The sequence below is a fragment of the Chitinimonas lacunae genome (assembly GCF_042650885.1).
In the GTDB taxonomy this organism is placed as follows: domain Bacteria; phylum Pseudomonadota; class Gammaproteobacteria; order Burkholderiales; family Chitinimonadaceae; genus Chitinimonas_A; species Chitinimonas_A lacunae.
In genome coordinates this window covers 2920703-2944242 of sequence record NZ_JBHSBU010000001.1, presented here as the reverse complement: position 1 = coordinate 2944242, position 23540 = coordinate 2920703, and the positions used below count along the sequence as shown (strand labels likewise).

21 protein-coding genes are annotated in these 23540 nt (G+C 61.1%); 7 read left to right on the top strand and 14 right to left on the bottom strand.

Annotated elements, in window-relative coordinates; all coding sequences use genetic code 11:
• Positions 1-126: 126 nt before the first annotated feature.
• From ACFOW7_RS12610 to ACFOW7_RS12595, 4 genes are read right to left on the bottom strand one after another with little or no spacing between them, the layout of a single operon-like run.
• Entirely contained in the window at positions 127-657 is a 531-nt protein-coding gene (locus ACFOW7_RS12610) for an RDD family protein (RefSeq protein WP_378164744.1), read from the bottom strand.
• On the bottom strand, positions 654-1094 hold the full coding sequence (locus ACFOW7_RS12605) for a DUF3106 domain-containing protein (protein ID WP_378164742.1): 441 nt from the start codon (positions 1092-1094) through the stop codon (positions 654-656). Before ACFOW7_RS12605 ends, ACFOW7_RS12610 begins: the two co-directional genes overlap by 4 nt.
• A 3-nt stretch (positions 1095-1097) precedes the next feature.
• On the bottom strand, positions 1098-1427 hold the full coding sequence (locus ACFOW7_RS12600) for a DUF3619 family protein (RefSeq protein ID WP_378164740.1): 330 nt from the start codon (positions 1425-1427) through the stop codon (positions 1098-1100).
• Positions 1424-1993 carry an RNA polymerase sigma factor gene (locus ACFOW7_RS12595; RefSeq protein WP_378164738.1) on the bottom strand — a complete coding sequence of 190 codons (570 nt, stop codon included), beginning with the start codon at positions 1991-1993 and terminating at the stop codon, positions 1424-1426. Before ACFOW7_RS12595 ends, ACFOW7_RS12600 begins: the two co-directional genes overlap by 4 nt.
• A gap of 373 nt (positions 1994-2366) precedes the next feature.
• Here ACFOW7_RS12595 and ACFOW7_RS12590 point away from each other — a divergent pair, with 373 nt between their 5' ends.
• The 7 genes from ACFOW7_RS12590 (at position 2367) to ACFOW7_RS12560 (ending at position 9828) form a co-directional block, all read left to right on the top strand.
• Positions 2367-4232 (top strand): acetolactate synthase 3 catalytic subunit, encoded by a 1866-nt coding sequence (locus ACFOW7_RS12590; RefSeq protein WP_378164736.1) that lies wholly within the window; start codon positions 2367-2369, stop codon positions 4230-4232.
• Between the two features lie 10 nt (positions 4233-4242).
• Positions 4243-4734, top strand: a complete 492-nt coding sequence (ilvN, locus tag ACFOW7_RS12585) for an acetolactate synthase small subunit (RefSeq protein ID WP_378164734.1) — start codon at positions 4243-4245, stop codon at positions 4732-4734.
• A 65-nt stretch (positions 4735-4799) separates the two neighbouring features.
• Positions 4800-5816, top strand: coding sequence for a ketol-acid reductoisomerase (gene ilvC / locus ACFOW7_RS12580; protein ID WP_378164731.1), 1017 nt, complete (start codon positions 4800-4802; stop codon positions 5814-5816).
• Positions 5817-6140: 324 nt separating this feature from the next.
• Positions 6141-6812, top strand: coding sequence for a phosphatidylserine decarboxylase (locus ACFOW7_RS12575; protein ID WP_378164729.1), 672 nt, complete (start codon positions 6141-6143; stop codon positions 6810-6812).
• A 9-nt stretch (positions 6813-6821) separates the two neighbouring features.
• Positions 6822-7571, top strand: coding sequence for a CDP-diacylglycerol--serine O-phosphatidyltransferase (gene pssA, locus ACFOW7_RS12570; RefSeq protein WP_378164727.1), 750 nt, complete (start codon positions 6822-6824; stop codon positions 7569-7571).
• A 213-nt stretch (positions 7572-7784) separates the two neighbouring features.
• Complete coding sequence (locus ACFOW7_RS12565; RefSeq protein WP_378164724.1) at positions 7785-8243, top strand: GNAT family N-acetyltransferase; 459 nt, start codon at positions 7785-7787, stop codon at positions 8241-8243.
• A 49-nt stretch (positions 8244-8292) separates the two neighbouring features.
• Positions 8293-9828, top strand: coding sequence for a 2-isopropylmalate synthase (locus ACFOW7_RS12560; RefSeq protein ID WP_378164722.1), 1536 nt, complete (start codon positions 8293-8295; stop codon positions 9826-9828).
• Positions 9829-10332: 504 nt separating this feature from the next.
• On the opposite strand, the gene ACFOW7_RS12555 is transcribed toward ACFOW7_RS12560, so the two are convergent.
• From ACFOW7_RS12555 to ACFOW7_RS12510, 10 genes are all read right to left on the bottom strand, one after another.
• Positions 10333-12324: a hypothetical protein gene (locus tag ACFOW7_RS12555; protein WP_378164720.1), complete on the bottom strand. Its 1992-nt coding sequence runs from the start codon at positions 12322-12324 to the stop codon at positions 10333-10335.
• Positions 12325-12708: 384 nt separating this feature from the next.
• The gene (locus tag ACFOW7_RS12550; protein ID WP_378164718.1) at positions 12709-17313 is read right to left on the bottom strand and encodes a pilus assembly protein; all 4605 of its coding nucleotides are present in this window, start codon (positions 17311-17313) and stop codon (positions 12709-12711) included.
• 20 nt (positions 17314-17333) lie between these two features.
• Positions 17334-17915, bottom strand: a complete 582-nt coding sequence (locus ACFOW7_RS12545) for a pilus assembly PilX family protein (protein WP_378164716.1) — start codon at positions 17913-17915, stop codon at positions 17334-17336.
• The gene (locus tag ACFOW7_RS12540) at positions 17893-18714 is read right to left on the bottom strand and encodes a PilW family protein (RefSeq protein ID WP_378164714.1); all 822 of its coding nucleotides are present in this window, start codon (positions 18712-18714) and stop codon (positions 17893-17895) included. The genes ACFOW7_RS12545 and ACFOW7_RS12540 overlap by 23 nt, the downstream gene beginning before the upstream one ends.
• A gap of 10 nt (positions 18715-18724) precedes the next feature.
• Positions 18725-19285, bottom strand: coding sequence for a type IV pilus modification protein PilV (gene pilV / locus ACFOW7_RS12535; RefSeq protein ID WP_378164712.1), 561 nt, complete (start codon positions 19283-19285; stop codon positions 18725-18727).
• 400 nt (positions 19286-19685) lie between these two features.
• Positions 19686-20138 (bottom strand): type IV pilin protein, encoded by a 453-nt coding sequence (locus ACFOW7_RS12530; protein ID WP_378164710.1) that lies wholly within the window; start codon positions 20136-20138, stop codon positions 19686-19688.
• A gap of 23 nt (positions 20139-20161) precedes the next feature.
• On the bottom strand, positions 20162-20794 hold the full coding sequence (locus ACFOW7_RS12525; RefSeq protein ID WP_378164708.1) for a GspH/FimT family pseudopilin: 633 nt from the start codon (positions 20792-20794) through the stop codon (positions 20162-20164).
• Between the two features lie 202 nt (positions 20795-20996).
• Complete coding sequence (gene groL / locus ACFOW7_RS12520) at positions 20997-22637, bottom strand: chaperonin GroEL (RefSeq protein ID WP_378164706.1); 1641 nt, start codon at positions 22635-22637, stop codon at positions 20997-20999.
• A 49-nt stretch (positions 22638-22686) separates the two neighbouring features.
• Positions 22687-22977, bottom strand: a complete 291-nt coding sequence (groES, locus tag ACFOW7_RS12515; protein WP_378164704.1) for a co-chaperone GroES — start codon at positions 22975-22977, stop codon at positions 22687-22689.
• 312 nt (positions 22978-23289) lie between these two features.
• Positions 23290-23460 carry a hypothetical protein gene (locus ACFOW7_RS12510; protein WP_378164702.1) on the bottom strand — a complete coding sequence of 57 codons (171 nt, stop codon included), beginning with the start codon at positions 23458-23460 and terminating at the stop codon, positions 23290-23292.
• Positions 23461-23540 lie beyond the last annotated feature (80 nt).

The following is a 23540-nucleotide window of genomic DNA, read 5'->3' as shown; positions in this document are numbered from 1 at the left end:
ATGCGCTATTTATCGATATATGAAGATATATAGCCAAAAAAGGCGATTCGGTTGAATCGCCTTTTCTCTCTCTGGAGGCTGTGATGGGGCAGCTATGGCGGGTCCGGCGGTAAGCGGCGGACTCACTCAATCCTTGCCATATCCAATCGGCAGCAACACTAAGCGCGTGCCGGCCAGCCGGTCGTGCAGGAACTGGCGGTCGCGGTCGAGCCAGGCCCATAGATAGGGCAGGGCGGCCCAGACCAGGGCGGCCCAGCCCAGCCATTTGAGTTCGGGACGGTGCCGAGCCTCGATCCACAGCGGCAGCGCCGGACCCAGCATCAGCACGGCCAGGGTGAAGCGCAGACTGAGCGACTTGAGGTTGGCGCGACCGCCGCTGCGGGCATCGAGTCGCAACCGCCAGGTCTTCATCGCTAGCGTCTGGCCGCTGCGGCGCCAGCACCAGATGAAATAGCCCCACAGCATGGCCAGCAGATAGACGAATTGCAGGTGCGAACGCCATGACTGGCCTTGCGAGCCGGGCGCAAGCCGGCCGAGCACCAGATCGAACAGCATGCCGCAGGCCATCAGCACGGCCACCAGCAGCAGCGCTTCGTAACACAGCGAAACCAGCCGGCGCCAGCGCGGCGCCGTTGGATGAGGGGAAGTCTCGGTCATGGGGTGGAAGGGGTAACGGTGGAAGGAGAGGCTTCTGGCGCCGTCTCGCTCGAAGGCGCGGTCTGGGCCTGTTTCGATTGGTGGGCTTCCTTGAGCCGCTGCTTGACGGTGGCGCGGCGCTCGGGCGGCAGCGACTGGACCTTGCGATAGTTTTCGCGCGCCTGCCGTCGCTGTTCGATGCTGAGCCGCGACCAGGCTTGCAGACGTTCCCGGATACGCGCCTGCTCGGTCGGGTTGAGTTTGGGATAGCGGCGTGCCACCTGAAGCAGTCGTTGCCGTTGCGTCGGCGTATAGCTGGGCCACTCGGCGGCGAGCGGGGCCAGTACCTGGCGCTCCGACTCGCTGAGCCGGTGCCAGTCGGTCTTGCCCAGCGAGGCGGCCGGTGCGGCGGCGGCAAGCAAGGCCGCCAGCAGACCGGGCATCCAGAAGGATTGCATCGCTCAGGACTCCTGCACCAGCTCGATCAGCTGATCATCGAGATAGACATCGGGCGGCAGTTCGTCGGCCAGCAGCATGGTATCGATCTCATCGTCGAGATGGTCGGCCTCTCTGCCGGCCCAGAACAGGGCGCTGCCAAGGACCAGGGCCAGCATGAAACCCAGGGCCCAGCGGCGGCGCGGCTCCTGCCGCAGTGGCCGGGGCGCCTGGGCGGCAGCCAGGGCGGCTTCGCGGGCGCGTTGCAGTCGCAGGGCCTGATAAGGGGTCAGGGGAGTATCGTCGAGGCACTGCGTCAGGCGACGGCTGAATTGGTCGTGTTGGGGTACGGTCATGGCTCGACTCCCTTCGATTTGAGCCACGCCGCAAGCGTATGCGTGGCACGGGAGCAATGGGTTTTGACACTGCCTTCTGAACAACCCATCGCGGCAGCCGTGTCGGCGACGTCCAGTTCCTCCCAGTAACGCAATAGGAAGGCTTCGCGTTGACGTGCCGGCAGGCGGGTCAGGGCTTCTTCGAGAAGTTTGAACAGTTGTTCGCGCTGGAGTTGCGTCTCAGGCGGTTGCAGCGCGCTGCTGATGGGCTCGACTGTCAGGGTATCGAGCAGATCGGGCTCGTCCTCGTCGTCGCGGCGCGGGGAGAGCAGCGACAGCAGGCCCACCCATAGCGAGCGGACCTTGTGACGACGGAAGTAATCTCGGATGGCGTTTTGCAGGATGCGCTGGAACAGCAGCGGCAATTCCTCGGCCGGCCGTTCGGCGTAATGCTCGGCCAGCCGCAGCATCGCGTCCTGAACCAGGTCGAGCGCGGCATCCTCGTCGTGAACGGCGTACAGCGCCTGGCGGAACGCACGTCGCTCTACGTCGGCGAGAAAGACGGACAATTCCTCGTGGCTGGCCAACTTCATCCCCTGAATAAGGGCGGGATACTAGCAAATCCGCCTGCTGGCTGCGACAAGTCATTGCTGCAACGCGATAAAAGGGCTTGACCGGTCTGTCGGGGCTCGGCTATGTTCCGTGCATCCCTACCGCCACGGACGGTGCCCGACCAGCTGTCGGCGCGCCGCATCGGCAGCGTTTCACGATGCTCACCCCCGCCACAAGCGGCATCCGGTGAGAGCCCGGTTGGCTTTTTGACAAAGTCGTACAAGGCTTTTTAGCTGCACCTTTAAGGTCGCAGTCCGCAATTTTCGTATCCAAGTCGGCTTGAGACGGTCCATCAACGTCTCGCGATCGTTTCGGTAAAGATATCGCCGTGTCGCATTGCCCGAGGCAATGAGGCGCCGATGTCCGGTCCCGCCGTGCGGGATCTGGCTCCGATCCGGTTCGTCTGCCGCGCGAAAGCGTGCTGCGGTGTCTCCTCCACGAAAGGGGTACAACATGGAAATTTCCGGTGCGGAGATCGTCGTCCGCTGTTTGCAGGAAGAAGGCGTTGAATTCGTCTTCGGCTACCCTGGCGGCGCAGTTCTCGAAATCTACGATGCCATTTTCAAGCAGGACGCCTTCAAGCACGTCCTGGTCCGTCACGAACAAGGCGCAGTTCATGCCGCCGACGGTTATTCGCGCTCGAGCCAGAAGGTCGGCGTTGCGCTGGTGACCTCGGGTCCGGGTGCCACCAATGCCGTGACGGGGCTGGCCACCGCCTATCTCGATTCGATCCCGCTGGTGGTGCTGTCGGGCCAGGTGCCCACCCCGGCCATCGGTCTCGATGCCTTCCAGGAAGTCGATATGGTCGGTATCACCCGGCCTTGCGTAAAGCACAATATCCTGGTCAAGGATGTGCGCGAGCTGTCGGCCGCGATCAAGAAGGCTTTCTATATCGCGACCACCGGTCGCCCCGGCCCGGTCGTGGTCGATATTCCCAAGGATGTGACGCTGGCACGGACGGAATTCCACTATCCGCAATCGGTCAGCCTGCGCTCCTACAATCCGCCCTCGAAAGGCCATCCGGGCCAGATCAAGAAGGCGGTCAATCTGCTGCTCGACGCCAAGCGGCCGCTGGTCTATGTCGGCGGCGGCGCCGTGCTGTCCAATGCCTCGCAGCAGGTGACCGAGCTGGTCAAGATGCTCGGTCTGCCGTGCACCAATACCCTGATGGGCCTGGGCGCCTTCCCCGGCACCGACCCGCAGTGCCTGGGCATGCTGGGCATGCACGGCACCTATGAGGCCAATCTGGCCATGCAGTACTGCGATGTGCTGATTGCCGTGGGCGCGCGTTTCGATGACCGCGTGGTCTCGGTGCCGTCGCATTTCCTCAGTTCGCCCAAGAAGATCGTCCATATCGATATCGATCCGTCCTCGATTGCCAAACGGGTCAAGGTCGATATCCCGATCGTCGGCAATGTGCGCGATGTGCTCGACGAGATGCTGGCCCATCTGCGCCAGCACGGCGGCCGGCCCAATCCCGACCATCTGGGCAACTGGTGGAAACAGATCGAGGAATGGCGCGGCCACGACTGCCTCAAATTCGATATGGGTTCGGACATCATCAAGCCACAGTTCGTGGTGCAGAAGCTGTACGAGATCACCGGCGGCGACGCCTTCGTGACTTCCGACGTCGGTCAGCACCAGATGTGGGCCGCCCAGTATTACCGCTTCAACAAGCCGCGCCGCTGGATCAACTCGGGTGGCCTCGGCACCATGGGCTTCGGCCTGCCGGCCGCCATGGGCGCCCAACTGGCCAACCCCGACGCCACGGTCGCCTGTGTCACGGGCGAGGCATCGATCCAGATGTGTATCCAGGAGCTGTCGACCTGCAAGCAGTACCACATCCCGGTCAAGATCGTGAACCTGAACAACCGCTATCTGGGCATGGTGCGGCAGTGGCAGGAGTTCTTCTACGGCAACCGCTATTCCGAGTCCTATATGGACGCCTTGCCCGACTTCGTGAAGCTGGCCGAAGCCTATGGCCACGTCGGCATGCGGATCGAGCGGCCGGCCGATGTCGAACCGGCGCTCAGGGAAGCGATGCGACTCAAGGAGCGGCTGGTGTTTATGGACTTCATCACCGACCAGACCGAGAACGTCTTCCCAATGGTCCAGAACAATCGCGGCCTTAACCAGATGGATCTGCCGCCGCATATGCGCAATCTGCAACAAGGACCGGTCGCCAAGGAACGCGATTACGGCAACCTGAGCTGAGGAGACGGATATGCGACATATTTTATCTATTCTCGTTGAAAACGAAGCTGGCGCCTTGAGCCGGGTTGTCGGATTATTTTCTGCCCGCGGCTACAACATCGATTCGCTGACCGTGGCCACCACCGAGGATGCCACGCTGAGCCGGATGACCATCGTCACCCACGGCTCGGACGATGTGATCGAGCAGATCACCAAGCAGCTCAACAAGCTGATCGAAGTGGTCAAGGTGATCGACCTCAACGAGTCCGACCATGTCGAGCGCGAGCTGATGCTGATCAAGGTGCGCGCCACCGGCAAGGATCGCGAGGAGATGAAGCGGATGGCCGATATCTTCCGTGGCCGCATCATCGACGTGACCGAAAAGACTTACACCATTGAATTGACCGGGGAAAGCGCCAAGCTCGACGCCTTTATCGAGGCAGTCGACCGCGCCCTGATCCTGGAAACCGTCCGCACCGGCGCCTCGGGCGTGGGACGTGGCGAGCGTATCCTGAAAATCTGACCACCCGTCGAGGCGGCGCCGTATGGCCGGCCGCCTCGTCCGCCTTATACCGAAGGGAAAGCATCATGAAAGTCTTCTACGATAAAGACGCCGATCTGTCGCTGATCAAGGCCCGTAAAGTGGCCATTATCGGCTACGGCTCGCAAGGCCATGCCCACGCGCTCAACCTGACCGATTCGGGCGTCGACGTCACGGTCGGCCTGCGCCGTGACGGTGCCTCCTGGGCCAAGGCCGAGGCTGCCGGCGTCAAGGTGGCCGAAGTGGCCGAAGCGGTGGCCAGCGCCGACCTGGTGATGGTGCTGCTGCCCGATGAGAACCAGCCCGACGTCTATCGACGCGATATCGAACCCAATCTGAAGCAGGGCGCCGTGCTGGCTTTTGCCCATGGTTTCAATATCCATTACAACCAGATCGTGCCGCGGGCCGATCTCGATGTGGTGATGATCGCCCCCAAAGGCCCGGGCCATACGGTGCGCTCGACCTATAAGCAAGGCGGCGGCGTGCCTTCCCTGATTGCCGTGTATCAGGACCGTTCGGGCAAGGCACGTGATATTGCCCTGTCCTATGCCGCTGCCAACGGCGGCACCAAGGGCGGCGTGATCGAGACCTCGTTCCGCGAAGAGACCGAGACCGATCTGTTCGGTGAACAGGCCGTGTTGTGCGGCGGAGCGGTCGAACTGGTCAAGATGGGCTTCGAAACCCTGACCGAAGCCGGTTATGCGCCCGAGATGGCCTATTTCGAGTGCCTGCACGAACTCAAGCTGATCGTCGACCTGATGTACGAAGGCGGGATCGCCAATATGAACTACTCGATCTCCAATAATGCCGAGTACGGTGAGTATGTGACCGGCCCCGAGGTGATCAACGAAAGCTCGCGTGCGGCGATGCGCAATGCGCTGCAACGCATCCAGAGCGGCGAATACGCCAAGCGCTTTATTCTCGAAGGTCGCACCAACTACCCCGAGATGACCGCCCGCCGCCGCCTCAACGCGGCTCACCCGATCGAGGTGGTCGGCGAAAAGCTGCGCGATATGATGCCCTGGATCAAGGCCAACAAACTGGTCGACCAGAGCCGCAACTAAGCGCCAGACTCCCCGGTCGTGCCGGGCACGATCGGGGAGTGTTGCGTCCGGAAGCTATGCATTTCATGCATGGCTTTTTTGTTGTATGGCAGAGCTGGTCTTGTAGATATAAAAACTAGCTATGCGTCTAGGGTATGTCAGCCGGCAGGATGGCAAAGATGGCCCGGCTTGAGCAGCCGCTGTCCGGACTGCCTGGCGCTAGCGGTACAAGGCTTGCTGTAGCAGGCTTAGGCTGTCCGGCTTCGCATGGCGGCGTCCTGGCAATGCCGGTAGAATGAGCCGCCCGATAAAACCCGCGCTCCGGCGCTGTCGACCGAGGTCCACTTGAGTCATTATCCGCATCCGATTATTGCCCGCGAGGGCTGGCCCTTTCTGGCGATTGCCGTAGCGGTCGCCGCCGGCGCCACCTGGCTGGTCTGCGCGCTGTCGCTGCCGACGCTGGTGGCGGCCCTGATCCTGGTTCCGCTGTGGATCATTGCCCTGTTTGTCCTGCAATTCTTCCGCGATCCGCCGCGTACCGTACCCAATTCGCCGCGCGGCGTGCTGAGTCCGGCCGATGGCCGTATCGTGGTGGTGGAAAAGACCACCGATCCCTATCTCAAGCGTGAAGCACTCAAGATCAGCGTGTTTATGAACGTGTTCAACGTTCACTCGAACCGTGCCCCGGTCGATGGTGAAGTCACGCAGGTTGAATATTTCCCTGGTTCCTTTGTCAACGCCGACCTCAACAAGGCTTCGCTCGAAAACGAACGGAACGCCGTGGTGGTACGGATGTCGGATGGTACAGAGATCACCTTTGTCCAGATCGCTGGTCTGGTCGCCCGCCGTATCCTCTGCTACACCAAGGTAGGCGAGCGTCTGGCCCGTGGGCAGCGTTACGGTTTCATCCGTTTCGGTTCGCGGGTCGATCTCTATCTGCCGCCGAATTCGCTGCCCAAGGTCACGGTCGGCGATAAGGTCAAAGCGACCGAAACCATTCTTGCCGAACTGAACTGATCCCAAGCCATGCGTCCGCAGCCTTCGAACGGTCTCAAGCGCGATCTGCGCCGCCAAAGCATTTATCTGCTGCCGAATATGTTTACGCTGGCGGCGCTGTTCGCCGGCTTCTATGCGGTGGTTCAGGCAATGAACCAGCGCTTCGAACCGGCGGCCGTGGCGATCTTTATTGCCATGGTGCTCGACGGCATGGACGGCCGGGTGGCACGAATGACCCATACCCAGAGCGCGTTTGGCGCCGAGTTCGATTCCCTGTCCGATATGGTGTCGTTCGGGGTGGCGCCGGCGCTGGTGGTGTATGAATGGGCACTGCAGGGTTTTGGCAAGCTGGGCTGGGTGGTGGCCTTTATCTACTGTGCGGCCGCTGCGCTGCGGCTGGCCCGCTTCAATACCAATATCGACGTCGTCGACAAGCGCTTCTTCCAGGGCATGCCCTCGCCCACGGCGGCCGCGCTGGTGGCCGGTCTGGTCTGGGTATCGCTCGAAATGGGATGGCAGGGCGAGCCGCTGCGCTGGTTTGCCCTCGGGCTGACGGCCTTTGCCGGGCTGACCATGGTCAGCAATGTGCGCTTCTATAGCTTCAAGGAAATCAACGTCCGCAAGACCGTGCCGTTCTTTGTGCTGGTGCCGCTGGTCTTTGCACTGGTGGCGATTGCCGCCAGCCCGCCGGTGGCGCTGTTTGCGTTGTTTCTGAGCTATGGGGTGTCGGGCTATGTCCATGCAGCCTGGCGCCGCCTGCGTCCCGCTGCCAAGCCTTGACAAGCCTAGGGCCCAACTCTTAACCTGCCTGCCATGCTTACCAGCCGCCCGCACTCGCTACTACTATCTGCGAACGACCTCGCCGGGCCGCTGTACGCGACCGCGCCTTGACGAGGCGCCCGCGCCGAATCCTAAGCAGAACACTCTCTACCGCCGCCCGGCTCTCCCAGCCCGGCGGCTTTTTCGTTTTTGATCACTCCAGGAGCATGCACCATGTATCGGATCGAACCTGTCGGCCCCCATCACGCGCCGGGTCTGCGTCTGGCGCTAGACCGCGTGGTGCGCGCTCCACACCAGCCCCGGCTGGCCGAGGTGACGGCGCGTATCGCCGAATCCATCGCCCGCGATGAGGTGCGCTGGGTGGCCACTGTCGCCCATGAGGTAGTGGGCTGGTGCGATATCGTCGTCGGCGCCGAGGCGTCAGGACAACTGGAGATTGCCGTGCTGAGCGACTATCGTGGCCGTGGCATAGGCCGGGCCTTGCTGGAAAAGGCCCTGGCCCGCGCCTGGCAGCATGGCATCGCCGAGGTGGTCTGGTCTGTGGCGCCCACCGACCAGGCTGGTTTGGCCCTGGCGCAGCAGTTGGGTTTCCGCGCCCACGAAGCGGCCGGGCCGGCGTATCGTGATAGTCAAAGCGTCCGGGTTTTGTCGCTGCTGCGGCCGACCCACTGAATCCCGGGGTGGAGCGTTCCGCCGCCACGTTTTTATTAGGAGACCGACCATGGCCGACAGGCTCTATATCTTCGATACCACCCTGCGCGACGGCGAACAGAGCCCCGGCGCGGCAATGACCCGTGAGGAAAAGATCCGTATCGCCCGCCAGCTCGAACGACTGGGCGTCGATATCATCGAGGCGGGCTTCGCGGCCGCCAGCCCGGGCGATTTCGAGTCGATCCGGGCGATTGCCGAGGTGATCAAGGACTCGACCGTCTGCTCGCTGGCCCGCGCCAATGAAAACGATATTCGCCGCGCCGGCGAGGCAATCCGTCCGGCGGCCAGCGGCCGTATCCATACCTTTATCGCCACCAGCCCGATCCATATGGAGAAGAAGCTGCGCATGAGCCCCGACCAGGTGATCGAGGCGGCCGTGCGGGCAGTCCGGCTGGCGCGCGAATATACCGACGATGTCGAGTTTTCCGCCGAGGATGCGCTGCGCTCCGAGCCCGAGTTCCTGTGCCGCGTGTTCGATGCGGTGATCCAGGCCGGCGCCCGTACCATCAATGTGCCCGATACGGTGGGCTATGCGATTCCCGAACTGTGCGGCCAGTTCTTCCGCCGCCTGATCGAGGGAACACCCAATTCGGACCAGGTGATCTGGTCGGCCCACTGCCATAACGACCTCGGCATGGCGGTGGCCAATTCGCTGGCGGCCGTGATGGCCGGTGCCCGTCAGGTCGAGTGCACCATCAACGGCCTGGGCGAGCGGGCCGGCAATGCGGCGCTCGAAGAGATCGTGATGGCGGTCAAGACCCGGCGCGATGTGTTCGATCTGTCGCTGCGCATCGATACCACCCAGATCGTGGCGGCGTCCAAACTGGTGTCGACCGTCACCAGCTACCCGGTACAGCCCAATAAGGCGGTGGTCGGGGCCAATGCCTTCGCCCATGAGTCGGGCATCCACCAGGATGGCGTACTCAAGCATCGCGAGACCTACGAGATCATGCGGGCCGAGGATGTGGGCTGGAAGGCCAATAAGCTGACCCTGGGCAAGCTGTCGGGCCGCAATGCCTTCCGCACCCGGCTCAAGGAACTGGGTATCGAGCTGGAAAGCGAAGAAGCACTCAATCTGGCCTTTGCCCGCTTCAAGGAGCTGGCCGACAAGAAGTCGGAAATCTTCGACGAGGACCTGCATGCCCTGGTCAGCGCCGAGACCAGTGGGACCGAGCGCGAGCATTACAAGTTCGTGTCGCTGTCCACCCGCACCGAGACCGGCGAGCTGCCCTATGCCGAAATCGTGTTTGCCGACCATGGGGTGGAGCGGCGCAGCCATTCCACCGGCTCCGGTCCGGTCGATGCCACCTTCAAGGCCATCGAGGCGGTGGTGAAAAGCGAAAGCGAGCTACAGCTCTATTCGGTCAATGCCATTACCAGCGGCACCGACAGCCAGGGCGATGTGACCGTGCGGCTGGCGCGCGACGGCCGCATCGTCAATGGCCAGGGCGCCGATACCGATATCATCGCGGCCTCGGCCAAGGCTTATCTGTCAGCGTTGAGCAAGCTCAACAGTGACGAGGAGCGGGCGCATCCGCAGGTGTGAAGCCAGGGTGAGGGAAGGATGGGCTTTCCTTCCTGAAGCCCGGATGAGAAGCTTCAATAAAATAATCTGCAAAAGTAGTGCAAGAATCGAAGCACTATGGGTTATTAAAAGAAAATAGCCGGTCCAATTAATGGGCCGGCTATTATTTTTGCGTAAAGCAGGTTGCCGTATGGTGCGGTGGGTCTCTGCGTTGATGCTGCCCTTCCGGGCTTGGAGAGGCCTGCGTGGGAGACAGCCTGCCGACCCGAGTGTTCAAGCGGAGCCGCTGGCCGCGCGGGTTGCCCCTGGTGTCGGGACGATAGAACACCCAGTGTCTTGGAAATGCGCCAGCGTCCAGGCTGGCTCCGGAGTACCGGAGGCAATCCTTCGGCACGTGTCCACGCAGCGTGGTTCGACTGGTTGGCTGGCTGAGGTCGTGGAGCCGGGGTAGTAGGGCAGGGGCCCCCCCTAAAGCAAAAAGCCACCGCAGGGCGGTGGCTTTTTGTCGGACTGGATCGACGGTGATCAGTTGATCAGTCGGATTTCAGCCGTGGTCTTGAGACCGCGCGGGGTGGTCACGGTAATCGTGGCCGTACCGCTGGAGGTCTTGTCATCACCGCAGACGCCGTTGGTTTCCGGCGCATCGCCCTTCACCTTGAAGAAGTAGTTGGGGCCATTCGGACGGGTGATGGTGTCCGGCACGGTGTAGCTGGTGGTGCCTTCAGCCGTACCGTTACCGTTCACGGAGAAGGTAATGGTCGTGCCCTTGGGCATCGGGTTGCCGTTCACATCGGTGATCTGGACCGGGATACCGACGGTCACACCGCAGCGGAACAGATCGACCACACCAGGACCACCGATCAGGGCATCGCTACTGGACAGCACGATCACATCCATATCACGGACATGGATGCTCTTGCGCGGCGAGCACAGGAAGAAGTTTTCCTTGCACAGGTAGCCGTTGTACTGCTTGTCGCCCAGGTTGAAGTTACCGTCACGGTTGAAGTCGATAAACGGCTCATCAGGATCGCGCTGGCCGTTCTCGTTGTAGTCAACGTAGGCTTCGGTCAGATCGGTGCTGCTACCGTTGGCATCGACGAATTCCAGATAGTTTTCGACCGTGCCGTCAGCTTGGGTGATCGGGCTCAGTACGCCGTCGCCATTCTTGTCGGTAAACGCTTCTTCACCGATGGCGTAGGCCAGCACCGTCACACGACCATCACGCGGCCGCAGATTCTGGCTGCGGAACACGGCTTCACAGTAACCGTTCTTATCGGTGGTACAGGTCGAATCCACCGAAGCGCCTTCGGCAACGAAGTTGACGACGGTGCCTTCCGGAACCGGGTTGCTGAAGTGGTCGGCCAGGCGGATCGACAGTTTGCTTTCGATACCGTCGACGTTCCAGCCTTCGATATTGTGGGTTTCGGCCGCGATCGAGACGTGGGCTTGATCCGGCAGGCCGGTGGAGACCGACAGTTGGTCGGACTGGCTGACCAGGGTGGTCGAGGCGTTCAGCACCGTGGCGCGCACACGTACCGGGGTGGCGACTACACCAGCGTTGACGATGGTCGAGACTTCACCGGTATTCGGATCGGAAGTGGCACGGATCGCGGTCAGGGACAGGCCGCCGACCGAGGTGCTCAGGCTGAATTCCACTTCGGCCTTGGCCGGCTTACCACCAGTGTCGACCACGCGGAACTTGACTTCGGAGGTCTCGCTCAGGCCGGCACCGCCAGTGCCCTTCAGGGCGATGCGGGTGGGCGTGGCGCTCAGGAACTGGATCGAACCTGCCGAAGCCGATTGCACCTTCAGCACGCCGGTAATCGAGCCAGCGCCCGGCACGGTGACGGTGATCTCGTCGTCGGAGGCGCAACCGTTGTCCTTGTACTGGGCAGTGGCAACGCCGTCGATGGTGGTCACTTTGGGGCTCAGCGTGGCCTTGCCAGCGGCAGCACACTTCGACGTGAAGTTGACGTCGACCGGGGAGAACAGCTGGGCATTACCCGCCTTCACCGTGACCTGGACATTGGTGGTGCCATAGGCAGACAGCGCTGGCACGCCAAAGCGCAGATCGTTGACGGTCAGATTGTCAAAACCGACCTGGAAGCTCTTCTTGGCCGTGGCGCCACGGGCAGAGGCGACCACCGTATCGGCGCCGTAGGTCTTGCCGGCGTTCAGAATGATACGGGCAACGCCATCGGAGCCGGTCAGGGCGGTGGCGGAGTCGGGGGTGAAGGTGGCGTAAGTACCGGTTACGGTCGAGAAAGTGACGACCTCGTTGGCAATCGGCTTACCTGCCTCGTTGCGCAATACCACGCTCACTGTAGCCGGGGTTCCCGGGGTGATGGTGGTCCGATCCATATCGATCTGGAGTTCTTCTTTCTTGGGGCCGGGCGTGGTGTTGTCCGACGTGCCGCTGGAGGGGCCGCCACAGGCCACCAAAGCGACCGTGGAGAGGGCTACCACCCAGTGCCTGACACCGGCTAGGGTGTGCAGAAATTGCGCAGCCTTGGTCACGGTTCAATCCTTTTCTGAGACTGTTTCCACAAGCGTAGGAATTGTAATGCCTTTTGCAAAGCATTATTGAAATGGCATTAAAGCTCAGCTCTCGGCAGAACGCAACGAAAATACTGTGTGAGCATAAGCTGATCTGTCTGTAAACCAGTACTGGTGCGGTTTTCCGTAAATTAGCCTTCTATGACATTGGCGTGATGTTTGGGGCCCGATTCGTCATAGTCGCGCTTGAGAAGGGGAACCTATAAAGCGCGAGACTGTCCCGCCCGATCCCCTCGATTTTACCGATGTTTTGGCGCTTTTTTTTAATGTGATGGATGGCAGACCTCTGCACTGCCAAAAAACACCCCCACCGGGCCTGGACCGCGGCGGGGGCGAGAGGGAGTGCTACTGCGAAGTCAGCTCACGCCAGGAGACCCGGCGGATCTTGCGCTCCAGGCTGACGTTCTGCGCCTTGGTTTCGCCAGCCGTGGTGGTCATGATGGCCACCGTAGTATTGCCGAAGCCGCCTACGGCTTCGTCGATCCGGCGCAGCTTGGTCAGATCGCTCGGGGCGAACGAGTCGACGAAGTTGATACCGCCGAGCGCTGCACCGATTTCCTTGGTGCTCATATTGCTGCACTTGCCGCCATTGTCGTACTTGGCGCAGACCAGCCAGCCGGTACCGCCAAAGTCACAAGCCAGTGGCGAAGGTTTGACGGTATTGGCAATCACCAGATTGGAAGCGATCAGCGGAGCCGACAGCGTCCGTTCGCCGATATTGGTGCTGGCTGGGCTGGTGGTCTGGTCGGTGGTCATATCGAAGTACCAGCCCATCACCGAATTGGGCACCGTGGTATTGAAGAAGCGCCAGGCAATCGGGTTATCGGTGGTGATGCCCTGTTCCACTGCACCGGTATTGCCCGTGTAGCGCGCATAGGTCTGGCTCAGCAGATCGTTGCGGCTGGCAATGGTGACATCGTCGTCCCAGATGCCGTAGAAGCTCTGCATATTGGCGTGGGTGCCGCAGGTATTGGTGATGTCGCAGTCCTCCATATACTTACCGGTTCCGAAGTAGACCATCAGACCCGGATTGGAGTTACGGGTACTGGTATTGACCCGCTGCTGATTGAAATAGACCGGATGCAGGGCGACTTTGGGCCGCATATAGATGGGCTGGCGTTTTGCCGTACCACCAGTGCCGTCCTTGGCCACGAACAGGGGCTGGCCGCTCAGGCCGACCCGCCAGTCGGAGGTGCTGGTCGAGCTGAGGTCGAACTTCCACATATTCCCCTGTATATCGCCTGCATAGATGATGTCGGCCTTGCCATCGAGATTGGTATCGATCGGCGTCGGCGAAGACAGGCCATTGCTGGCGTTGGTCCAGCCGGTGTCGATCTTGATGTACTCGGAGTTGATATTCCATATCCGGTCGGCACCCGGACCATCGAGGAACACGATATAAAGCGCGGCCCTCTCGTTGGTGCTGTTGTAGCCGTTGCCGATGATCACCGCCCATTTATTGTTATTGAGCTTGACGATCTGCGGCTGGCTATAGGTGTAGCCAAGGTCGGCGTCATCGCTGCTGCTGAACTCCCACATCACATTGCTGGCGCTGAAGGTCAGCGGGTCGGTGACATTGAGTGCGTAGATGGCCTTGCCGCCCTTGTTGAGACCGCCTACCAACACCGAGGTCCAAACGTTGTTGACCAGGGCATCGGCCACCGTCGGGGCACCATCGACATAGAACAGGTGTTGATAGTTCTTGTCAGGCAACTGGCTCAGATTGGGGTAGATCGCGCTCGGGACATAGGCAAACAGCTCCTTGCCCGATTGGCCGGCGATGGCATCACCGGGCTGGGTGGGGGCAGTGGGCGGCGGGTCGGCCGGAACCGAGGAGGCATCGAAGGCATGCAGCATACCGTCGTTGGCGCCCACATAGACTGCTGGCCGCCGATTCTGATTGGCGGTGCGGAAGGTGGCATAGCCAGAATCTTCGATATCCGCGCCCGGGGCACCGACATAGAACGGGTTGGAGTAGACGATATCCCCAAGAAAGGTGGTCTTGGCCTGACCGGGAATATCGTTACCGCGTTTGCGGAAGATGCCGTTTACCTTGTCCAGTTCCAGCGCATCGTCGCCGCGCAGCCAGTTGAGGCGCGACTGGCCCAGCGTATCGGTGGTGCCGGTGGTGGGGTTGTAGTTGAGGGCGGCCTGCTGGGCAGCCGACAGGTTGGCCCAGTTAAAGGCGACCCCGGTGCGGGTGCTGCTGTTGGTGGTGAAGATCTTGCGTGCAGCCGCTTCGCTGGTGCCACGCGGATTCATGGTCGAGGCGCGCCAGGTGACGGTACCGATACTGGCTTCGTTGGTCGTGCTGTTGACCGCGATCTTTTGGGCGATCAAGTCGCCGGTCCAGTAGTTACTGTCAAATAGCGCCTGATAGATATTGCTGTCGGTCTGCACCGAGGTCGAGCTGGTGGCGACCGAGGCGGCGCTGGCGGAACGGCGGAAGATATCGTCGATCGCCCGGCCCAGTTGCTGTTTCAGCTTGAGCGGGTTGATCACCAGGAAGTAGTTGTCCGGATCGCCATCGTTATTGCCATCCCATTCATCGGTGCCGTCGAGCACCAGCGACTGATAGGTGTTGTTGGCATCCTTGAGGTCTTCAAAGCCGCCGAACTTGGCCATATACCAGAGCGGGCCGTTGAGGAAGGTGCCGCTGCTGGAGGAGCTGGATGCCGTGAAGCTGCGGCTGTCGGTCAGCGGCAGCGGACAGATGCCGCCGTTGCGGTCACCGCTGGCACACGAGGCCGGGTGCGGTTGGTCCAAATAGTAGTTGGGGTCGGTGCTGCCCGCCGTATCGCGGTCACGGACCACCAGATACATGCCATCGCTATTGGAGCCCGATAGTACATAGCCCATATGCTGGATGATGCCGCCCGCCGCGTAGTCGGAGTCGACCGTCACATTGAGCTGGTTGCTGGTGGTGGTCACCGTGTACTTGGCGATCGCGTCCATATCATGGTCAGCGCCGTTTTCCACGTCTTCGTAGTTGATCCGGAACACCGCGCCAGTCATCTCGCCACTGGCGTTGGTACTAATGCTTTCGATATAGAAATCGACGATCTGGTTGGTCGGCTGGAATGCGCCGCTGGCGGCACTGATGCTTGAACCTCCAACCGATTTGGCGAACGGGATCAAGGTGATATGGCCGGAGCCGACCTTGAAGCGGAAACGCGGCAGCGGTGAAGCCAGGGCGATCGAGTAGGTCGTTACCGACTGGACACCCTGTACGGCATTGTTGAGGTCACGGGTACGGCCATAGTAGGCGACCGCTGCACTGTAATAGGTCCCTTGCCGGGTCGGATCTTCGGGCGCGAGGCCCCGGATATTGCCGAAGGTCGAGGCCGTCTTGGCGGTCGGGGCACCGTTGTTGGACGAACCGACCTGGCCGGCGAAGATGCTGCGGCTGGTGCCGGCGCCGAATTCCTTGTCCCACATGGCCTGGCCGAGGCTTTGTACATTGAGGTCGCTCAGATCATTGCCACTGACGGCACTGCCAAAAGCGGTGCCCGGCAGTTCACCGTCGAACGAGGGGTTGGCGTCGCTGAGCGTGGTGATAAACGCCTTGGAACACCAGTCGCGCCCATCGCGGCCGCTGCTGCCAGTACCGAATTTGTTCGGGTCATACGGATTGTCCCAACTGGCCAGCGGCAAGGTGACATCGCTGTCGTCCAGATTGGTGATCCCGCTGGTATAGCTGGAGATCGGCGTGCCTTTGCCGGCGTAGTAGCGGATCGCCTCATACATCATTTCACCGAGCGGATTGCCCCACATCTTGCAATTGCCGTTGGTGAGCTGTTGGGTGGCAAACGACCAGCCGCAGTTGTATTGATAGCTGCCGCCGAATTCGATGGTTTGCAGCCGGTCCAGCGTGCGGATGATGCCCACCGTGCTGGTCAGGGTGCCGTCGGTCGAGTTGATCTCGTTGTCGATATTGCCGATCGGGCGACGCAGCACACCGCCTTCCAGGTTATTGGTATAGCTGCCGCTCATCAGACCAAACAGCATGCGGCCGTTGCGACCGTATTCCTGCAATAGTCCGTCGGGTTTGGCGCTGGTACCGTAGAGCCGGCAATTGTCCTCGAGCAGCCCGGCGACGCAGACCTGTACCCGGACCCGGTAGTTGGTCGGCGCCGGGGCGATGGTCCGCTTGGTATTGTTGCCCGAGTCGAACTGGGCGTCGGCAACCGGCCGCTCCACACTCAGCCATTGCCAGATACGGAAGTTGTAGTTGACCCCGCTGATGGTGGTGGGCGTGGTGACTACCCGCAGCAGCGGCCCGGCTGAGGTATTGGTGAGCAGAGTGGTATTGGCGAACAGATGGTGCCGATAACGGGTGGGGTCGTTAGCCGCCTTGGTGCTGTCGAATACCCCAGGCAGCGCGAGCGGGGAATAGTCGCGGATATCGTAGCCGTCGATGGCCGGGTCGCTGTATTCCTTGCCCCAGCTATGGGCGTCCTGCGGCAGGCTGGTGCGTTCCAGCACCGTCTGGGTCGCGGTGTCGGTGACGCGGTAGCCGCCGTAGAGCACTTTACGGATGGCGTCGATCCGTGCCGTGGTCAGGTAGTTGAGAAAGTCGCCGCTCCATTCCGAATCGACCGTGGTGCAGCGCTTATTGGCCGTCGTGCGAGTGGGCACGAACATACTGCTGCTGGTGTTGTAGCTGTAGCACTTGTACGAGTCGAAATAGCCGTAATAGTCGATATTGTCCGGCTTGTAGCGCATATCGACCGTGCCGTCGTCGTCGAGGTCGGAGGCGTCGTTATAGGCTTCGTAGTACAGCCGATGGTCACGTCCCATCAACAGCAGATTGAGCGGTGCGACCTTGGCTTTAATAAATAGTGGGGTGTCGGAAATATTCAGCGGCACCGCCGTCACCGCGGCTGGCAACAGGGCACTGCCAAGTGCCAACAGATAGCCGCCGCAGCGGCTCAACAATCGAAGTTCCATGGCTAATCTCCTGTGCCGCATCATTGCTGCTGCTGGGACGGCTTGGGAATGGCGACAATCTCCTCGGCGATGACCAGGCTTTGATTGGTTTTGCCCTGGGCACGACCGACGACGCTAAATACATAGACATTCCCGCCAGAACCTTTGAGTTCCTGCCCCAGAATGTTCTTCTTGACCTCATTCATCCATTCCACATAGAAGCGTGGCTGGCTGACGGCCTCGCTGTTTTTCAGCGGGACCGTCATCGAGGCGTTGTCATTCCATTGGTAGGTCTTCCAATAGTTGTTCGACAGATCGAGGCAAAGACCGCGCCGGGTCGCGTTGCCGTTCTTATTGCAATCGGCCGTGAAGGCCAGCAGGTTGTGGCTATACCCATAGGCTTGCAGTTCACCCGCGCGGATAGCCAGATCGGCATTCTCGAACGCTACCCCGCGGTCGGCCAGATTGCCCACCATGCGCAATTGCAAGGTGCCGGTACGGACCGAGGACAGCACGAACAGGGTGAGCACCACCAGAAAGATCAGCGTGGTGATCAGAATGAAGCCGTGTTGCTGCCGGCGTGGCGGCGGGAACGCCCGGTTACGTAGCGGCATCTTTGGCATCGTCAACTCCCGAGTTGCGAAGATTGAAGGTCGAGACATAGGTCTTGTATAAGCGCTTGTCCGAGGCGGTGGTCATGGTGCTGCCGCGATCGAGGATCGAGCCGCAACCGAGGTAGCTCTGGGATTGCAAGGTGATGTTGTTGTCGCGCGAGCGCAGGGCCAGACAGGTGCGGACACCGACCACATAGCGCCAGTCGGTGCTGCCGAGCTGGGTGGCAGTGAGGTAACGGTTGGGAAAGCCGGCGTTGTCGTCGCGGATATTGTCGTGCCCGTACAGCACCTGGAAGTCGACCACGTTCTCGCTCAGCGCCACGCTGGTGGAAGTCCGGCTGCTATGGCACATCAGTTGGCCATTGCTGACAAAGAAGGTCAGTACCAGGGTAATGGCGGCACCACTGGTGGGAACCTGCTGGCCATCGCAGTCCTGCACCGGTTTGCTGATGCTGCCGGTCTGGCGGATGGCGAAGGTATCGGGCGAGTTGCTGCTGCCGTCGCGGCCGACGATCACGGCGCCGGCCGGGAAGGTCAGGGATGCCGGTGAACTGATCGAGGCCTGCGGAAAGGAGACCGTCATCAGCGGCACGATATCGGACCGGGCACCGGCCATCCGCAGCAGCGTGCCCATATATTCGGTGCCGAAGCGGCCGTTTTCCTGCAAGCGGGAGAAATTGGCCAGCAGGGTCACGTTCTGGCGGTTACGTGTGAACAACTGGCCGATGCCCAGGAGCAGCAGCATCGCCAGCGTCATGGCCACCATCAGTTCGATCAGGGTAAAACCCAGAAGACGCTTGCGTGACATGGTGGCTCCCCTAGTAGGCCAGGTTGTAGCGGGTCAGACGGCCGGAGCGATCATCGGCCCACCAGATCTTGATGACATAGGTGGGGCCGGTATTGCTACAGCGGTGGTTGGTGCCCGAGTAGGTGGCGCCGTCGCTGGCCGTATTGATCACGGTGGCGCCCTCGTCAGTGTTGTTGTCATCGAGGCAGATCAGCGCTTCGCCACGCGGCAGCAGGCGCCGCACATCGGCCAGCCAGGAGGCCACTTCGCTCTGGGCCATCTGGGCCCGGGTGCAGCCGGAGGTCTGGTAGCAGGCAGCCGTAACGGTGGGAGTGAGCAGGGTGGTGCCGCTGACAGTGGCAAAGACCGAGGCCTGACCTTGCTGGGCGTCGTAGGCGCGTATCCGGTCGGCCAGGTCGTAAGCAAGCCGCATGGCCTGGTCGCGGGCGTAACTGGTATTGGTGTGCTTGAGGGCAGCGGCCTGGATGCCGGCGAGGCCGAGAACGCCGATGGCGATGATCACGATCGAGAGCATGACTTCGATCATGCCCATGCCCTGTTGCCGAGAAAGCGCGGAGTGATGCCGGATCATGCCGAATTCCCCTGTGTAGGCGACTGGAGATTGACCGATGGTGCGGGTGATTTGGACTGTTGTTCCGTATCACGCACTGATCGTAGCAAGGCCCGTCTGACCCCCAAAATCCAGGGTGACGAGCGGGCGTAAGCACCGTGCCAGCGGTTTTTGCCTGCTGTGTTGGCCGATCGGCGGTGGAAACAGGGACCTTAAGGCCGATCAGGCCACGGCAGGAGCCGGTTTGATGGGGTTTTTGTTATCAAGTGGACCGAATTGGCCTTGAAACTGCGCTGAGTGCTCACTTATCCGCTATCCACAGAGGCGGTCAATCAAGCGGTCAAAGCAGTAATGGAAAATTTTATGAAAAATCCATGCAAGACAGTAATTAACTGATTAAAAATATTAAAAAATAAAGCCTCTACCAGGATTTGGTGACGCTACCGTTGACCCAACGGCGTTGCCCTTGCGAATTGGCTTCGAAATACCCATCGCTGCTCATCAGGCCGCCGGCGATCGGGGTGGCGCGGATGGTGTAGGTGTCGTCGGCACAACTGCCTTGGAAGGCCACCGTGTAGTGTTTGGTATTGCTGTCCTTGGGCGAGGCATTGAAGAACGGCAGGGTGGTCAGCGAGGGACAGTTGGCGGCGCTGCTGACGCCACGGGTGATGCCGTAGAAGCCCTGCTCGGTAAAGCGGCGCTCCATCAGCGAGACGATTTCCGACAGATCGGCCTTGACGGTGGAACGGGCCGCGGACTGGACATAGTTGCGGTAGGACGGAATGGCAATGGCCAACAGAATGCCGATGATGGCCACGGCAATCATCAGCTCAATCAGGGTGAAACCGGAATGGGCGGTACGGCGGCTTGGCATGGTCGATCCTTTCTGGCGCGCCCTTAAGTGCAGTTGGTCGAGGCTATCTGGGTTTCCACCCGGCCAAGGACATTGACCAGGACATTGCGCTGCTTGAGCGAGGTGGCGCCGCTATAGCAGAGGGTAAAGGTGACGGCACCGGTGCGTGAGGTACCGGTCGGTCGATAGGTCAGCACATAGGGACTGCTGGTCAGGCTCGAGCTGATCGTGGCGCCGCGGCTCGAGGCCGCGCGGATTTGCAGCACGGCGTCAGCCAGGGTCAGCGAGCCGTCGCCGTTGAGGTCGGCGATGCCGTCGGCCGAGGTCAGATTGCTGTCGCCGTTGCGGTCGAGGTCGGGAGTGTCGATCTGACCGTTGGCATTGGCATCGATAAAGATGATGCGGCCGACTGCCCAGTCGTTGCTGCCGCTGCAACTGCTGCCGTCGCTGCTGGGGCAGACGGTAACGGCGCTGCTGCGTTTGATCGATTCGGTACGGGCCATCGACAGATCGGCATAGAGATTGGCGCTCTCGGTGCTGATCGTGCCATTGCGCAACATATCGCTGAGGCTGGGTACGGCAATCGCCATCAGGATGGATAGCAAGGCAATCACTACCATCAACTCGATCAGCGAGAAGCCGCCTGTGCGGCGGGAGGAACAAAGCGGTTTGGGCATAAGCATAACCATCAGCGCGAGGAGGTCTGGAATGCCGGAGCCAGGTTCCGGTCTGTGTATGCTGTCTGGATGGTAGTGTCCGAGGTGCCAGCTTGCACCCCGGTGGCGATAGGCGGTAGCCCTGTCGTTATGGGCGGTCGATAAAGCAAAACCCCGCCGAGGCGGGGTTTTGCGTACTGCGGAAGGTTCGGCCGGGCCGGACTTACATATCCATGCCGCCCATGCCACCCATACCGCCCATGCCACCGCCGACCGGTGCATCGTCCTTCGGCAGTTCGGCCACCATGCAGTCGGTGGTCAGCATCAGGCTGGCGATCGAGGCGGCGTTTTGCAGGGCCGAGCGCGTCACCTTGGTCGGATCGAGCACGCCCATTTCCACCATATCGCCGTACTCACCGCTGGCGGCGTTGTAGCCGAAGTTGCCTTGGCCTTCGAGCACCTTGTTCACCACCACCGAGGCTTCTTCGCCGGCGTTGGTGACGATCTGGCGCAGCGGGGCTTCGATGGCGCGCAGCACGATCTTGATGCCGGCGTCCTGGTCATGGTTGTCGCCCTTGAGCGAGGCCAGGGCCGAGCGGGCGCGCAGCAGTGCCACACCGCCGCCGGGGACGATGCCTTCTTCAACGGCGGCACGGGTAGCGTGCAGCGCGTCTTCGACACGGGCCTTCTTCTCTTTCATCTCGACTTCGGTCGCGGCACCGACCTTGATAACGGCCACGCCGCCGGCCAGCTTGGCCTTGCGCTCTTGCAGCTTTTCGCGGTCGTAGTCGCTGGTGGCTTCCTCGATCTGGCGGTTGATCTGGACCACGCGGGCCTTGATCGCGTCTTCCTTGCCGGCGCCGTCGATGATGGTGGTGTCTTCCTTGCCCACTTCGATGCGCTTGGCTTGGCCCAGGTCAGCCAGGGTGGCTTTTTCCAGGGTCAGACCGACTTCTTCGGCGATCACGGTGCCGCCGGTCAGGATGGCGATGTCTTCGAGCATGGCCTTGCGACGATCACCGAAGCCCGGGGCCTTGACGGCGACGGTCTTCAGGATGCCGCGGATATTGTTGACCACCAGGGTAGCCAGCGCTTCGCCTTCGATGTCTTCGGCGATGATCAGGAGCGGACGGCCAGCCTTGGCGACTTGTTCCAGCACCGGCAGCAGTTCGCGGATATTGGAAATCTTCTTGTCGTGCAGCAGCACGAAAGGATTGTCCAGCGAAGCGATCTGCTTGTCGGGGTTGTTGATGAAGTAGGGGCTCAGGTAGCCGCGATCGAACTGCATGCCTTCCACGGTGTCGAGCTGGTTTTCCAGGCTGGAGCCGTCTTCGACGGTGATCACGCCTTCCTTGCCGACCTTGTCCATGGCGTCGGCGATGATCTTGCCGATGCTCTCGTCGCTATTGGCGGAAATCGAGCCGACCTGGGCGATTTCCTTGGAGGTGGTGCAGGGCTTGGAGATGGCCTTCAGTTCGCCGACCAGGGCGGTCACGGCCTTGTCGATGCCGCGCTTGAGGTCCATCGGGTTCATGCCGGCGGCCACGTATTTCATGCCTTCGAGCACGATGGCCTGGGCCAGCACGGTAGCGGTGGTGGTGCCGTCGCCGGCGATATCGGAGGTCTTGGAAGCCACTTCCTTGACCATCTGGGCGCCCATGTTCTCGAACTTGTCCTTCAGTTCGATTTCCTTGGCCACCGAGACGCCGTCCTTGGTGATGGTCGGCGAGCCGAAGCTGCGCTCGAGCACCACGTTGCGGCCTTTCGGGCCCAGGGTCACTTTAACGGCGTCGGCCAGTACGTTGACACCGGCGATCATGCGTTGGCGAGCGGAGTCGCCGAATTTTACTTCTTTAGCAGCCATGTTGATTCTCCGAATTCGTTGGGGTGTCGCAAAAAGACCGGGGGGAGGCTTAGGCCTCAACCACACCCATGATGTCTTCTTCGCGCATTACAAGCAGTTCTTCGTTGTTGACCTTGACGGTCTGGCCGGAATACTTGCCGAAGATGACCTTGTCACCCACCTTGAGTTGCAGGGCTCGGACCGAGCCGTTTTCCAGCACCTTGCCCTGGCCGATGGCGACCACTTCACCCATGTCCGGCTTTTCGGCGGCGTTGCCGGGCAGGACGATGCCAGAGGCGGTTTTTTCTTCGGCTTCGACGCGCTTGATCACCACGCGATCGTGCAGGGGACGGATTTTCATGGATTGACTCTCCTAATAGGGACGGTTCGGAATGCAAGCAGTGAATATTCAATCACTTGAAGTCAACTGTTAGCACTCGTCGCTAACGAGTGCTAATAATAGGGACCGTCTGTAAGGTTTTCAAGGGGCGGGTCGGCAAGTTTTTCGCCGATGCCCTGCGCTGCCGTATAACAGCCTGCTTCCCGCTGTGTCGCCTCAAGCGGCCCCGAGTGCGAACCTCGGCCCGATAGATCAGAAAAGGAAAAAACGGTTCCTGACCAGTTAAGGTCTGGAAAAAAGAAGGGAGCAATTCTGCCTTTTTCGCGCGCCTCTCTAAGTCGGCATGGCGACCGGGTCCGCGGCGGCCGGCCGGTGCCAGGGACGCTGTCCCGGGCCATGACGGTCGGGGCCGTTGTGATGGCCCGCCGGCCGCGGGACCGGACGGCTGATCGGGGGATCGAGCCGCAGCTGGCGGCCCGCCTTACCGTTGCGTGGGGATTGCATGACTCCTCCTCGATGCGTCGGACGTTTCGCTTGCTGCCGATTTATTCCTATATCTGTGGAAGGCGACGCCCAGCCATTGC

Excerpts from the sequence above, each read along its gene's own strand:
- ACFOW7_RS12610 (WP_378164744.1), bottom strand. The coding sequence starts at position 657 with ATGACCGAGACTTCCCCTCATCCAACGGCGCCGCGCTGGCGCCGGCTG.
- ACFOW7_RS12605 (WP_378164742.1), bottom strand. The coding sequence starts at position 1,094 with ATGCAATCCTTCTGGATGCCCGGTCTGCTGGCGGCCTTGCTTGCCGCC.
- ACFOW7_RS12600 (WP_378164740.1), bottom strand. The coding sequence starts at position 1,427 with ATGACCGTACCCCAACACGACCAATTCAGCCGTCGCCTGACGCAGTGC.
- ACFOW7_RS12590 (WP_378164736.1), top strand. The coding sequence starts at position 2,367 with ATGAGGCGCCGATGTCCGGTCCCGCCGTGCGGGATCTGGCTCCGATCC.
- ilvN (WP_378164734.1), top strand. The coding sequence starts at position 4,243 with ATGCGACATATTTTATCTATTCTCGTTGAAAACGAAGCTGGCGCCTTG.
- ilvC (WP_378164731.1), top strand. The coding sequence starts at position 4,800 with ATGAAAGTCTTCTACGATAAAGACGCCGATCTGTCGCTGATCAAGGCC.
- pssA (WP_378164727.1), top strand. The coding sequence starts at position 6,822 with ATGCGTCCGCAGCCTTCGAACGGTCTCAAGCGCGATCTGCGCCGCCAA.
- ACFOW7_RS12565 (WP_378164724.1), top strand. The coding sequence starts at position 7,785 with ATGTATCGGATCGAACCTGTCGGCCCCCATCACGCGCCGGGTCTGCGT.
- ACFOW7_RS12560 (WP_378164722.1), top strand. The coding sequence starts at position 8,293 with ATGGCCGACAGGCTCTATATCTTCGATACCACCCTGCGCGACGGCGAA.
- ACFOW7_RS12550 (WP_378164718.1), bottom strand. The coding sequence starts at position 17,313 with ATGGAACTTCGATTGTTGAGCCGCTGCGGCGGCTATCTGTTGGCACTT.
- ACFOW7_RS12545 (WP_378164716.1), bottom strand. The coding sequence starts at position 17,915 with ATGCCAAAGATGCCGCTACGTAACCGGGCGTTCCCGCCGCCACGCCGG.
- ACFOW7_RS12540 (WP_378164714.1), bottom strand. The coding sequence starts at position 18,714 with ATGTCACGCAAGCGTCTTCTGGGTTTTACCCTGATCGAACTGATGGTG.
- pilV (WP_378164712.1), bottom strand. The coding sequence starts at position 19,285 with ATGATCCGGCATCACTCCGCGCTTTCTCGGCAACAGGGCATGGGCATG.
- ACFOW7_RS12530 (WP_378164710.1), bottom strand. The coding sequence starts at position 20,138 with ATGCCAAGCCGCCGTACCGCCCATTCCGGTTTCACCCTGATTGAGCTG.
- ACFOW7_RS12525 (WP_378164708.1), bottom strand. The coding sequence starts at position 20,794 with ATGCCCAAACCGCTTTGTTCCTCCCGCCGCACAGGCGGCTTCTCGCTG.
- groL (WP_378164706.1), bottom strand. The coding sequence starts at position 22,637 with ATGGCTGCTAAAGAAGTAAAATTCGGCGACTCCGCTCGCCAACGCATG.
- groES (WP_378164704.1), bottom strand. The coding sequence starts at position 22,977 with ATGAAAATCCGTCCCCTGCACGATCGCGTGGTGATCAAGCGCGTCGAA.
- ACFOW7_RS12510 (WP_378164702.1), bottom strand. The coding sequence starts at position 23,460 with ATGCAATCCCCACGCAACGGTAAGGCGGGCCGCCAGCTGCGGCTCGAT.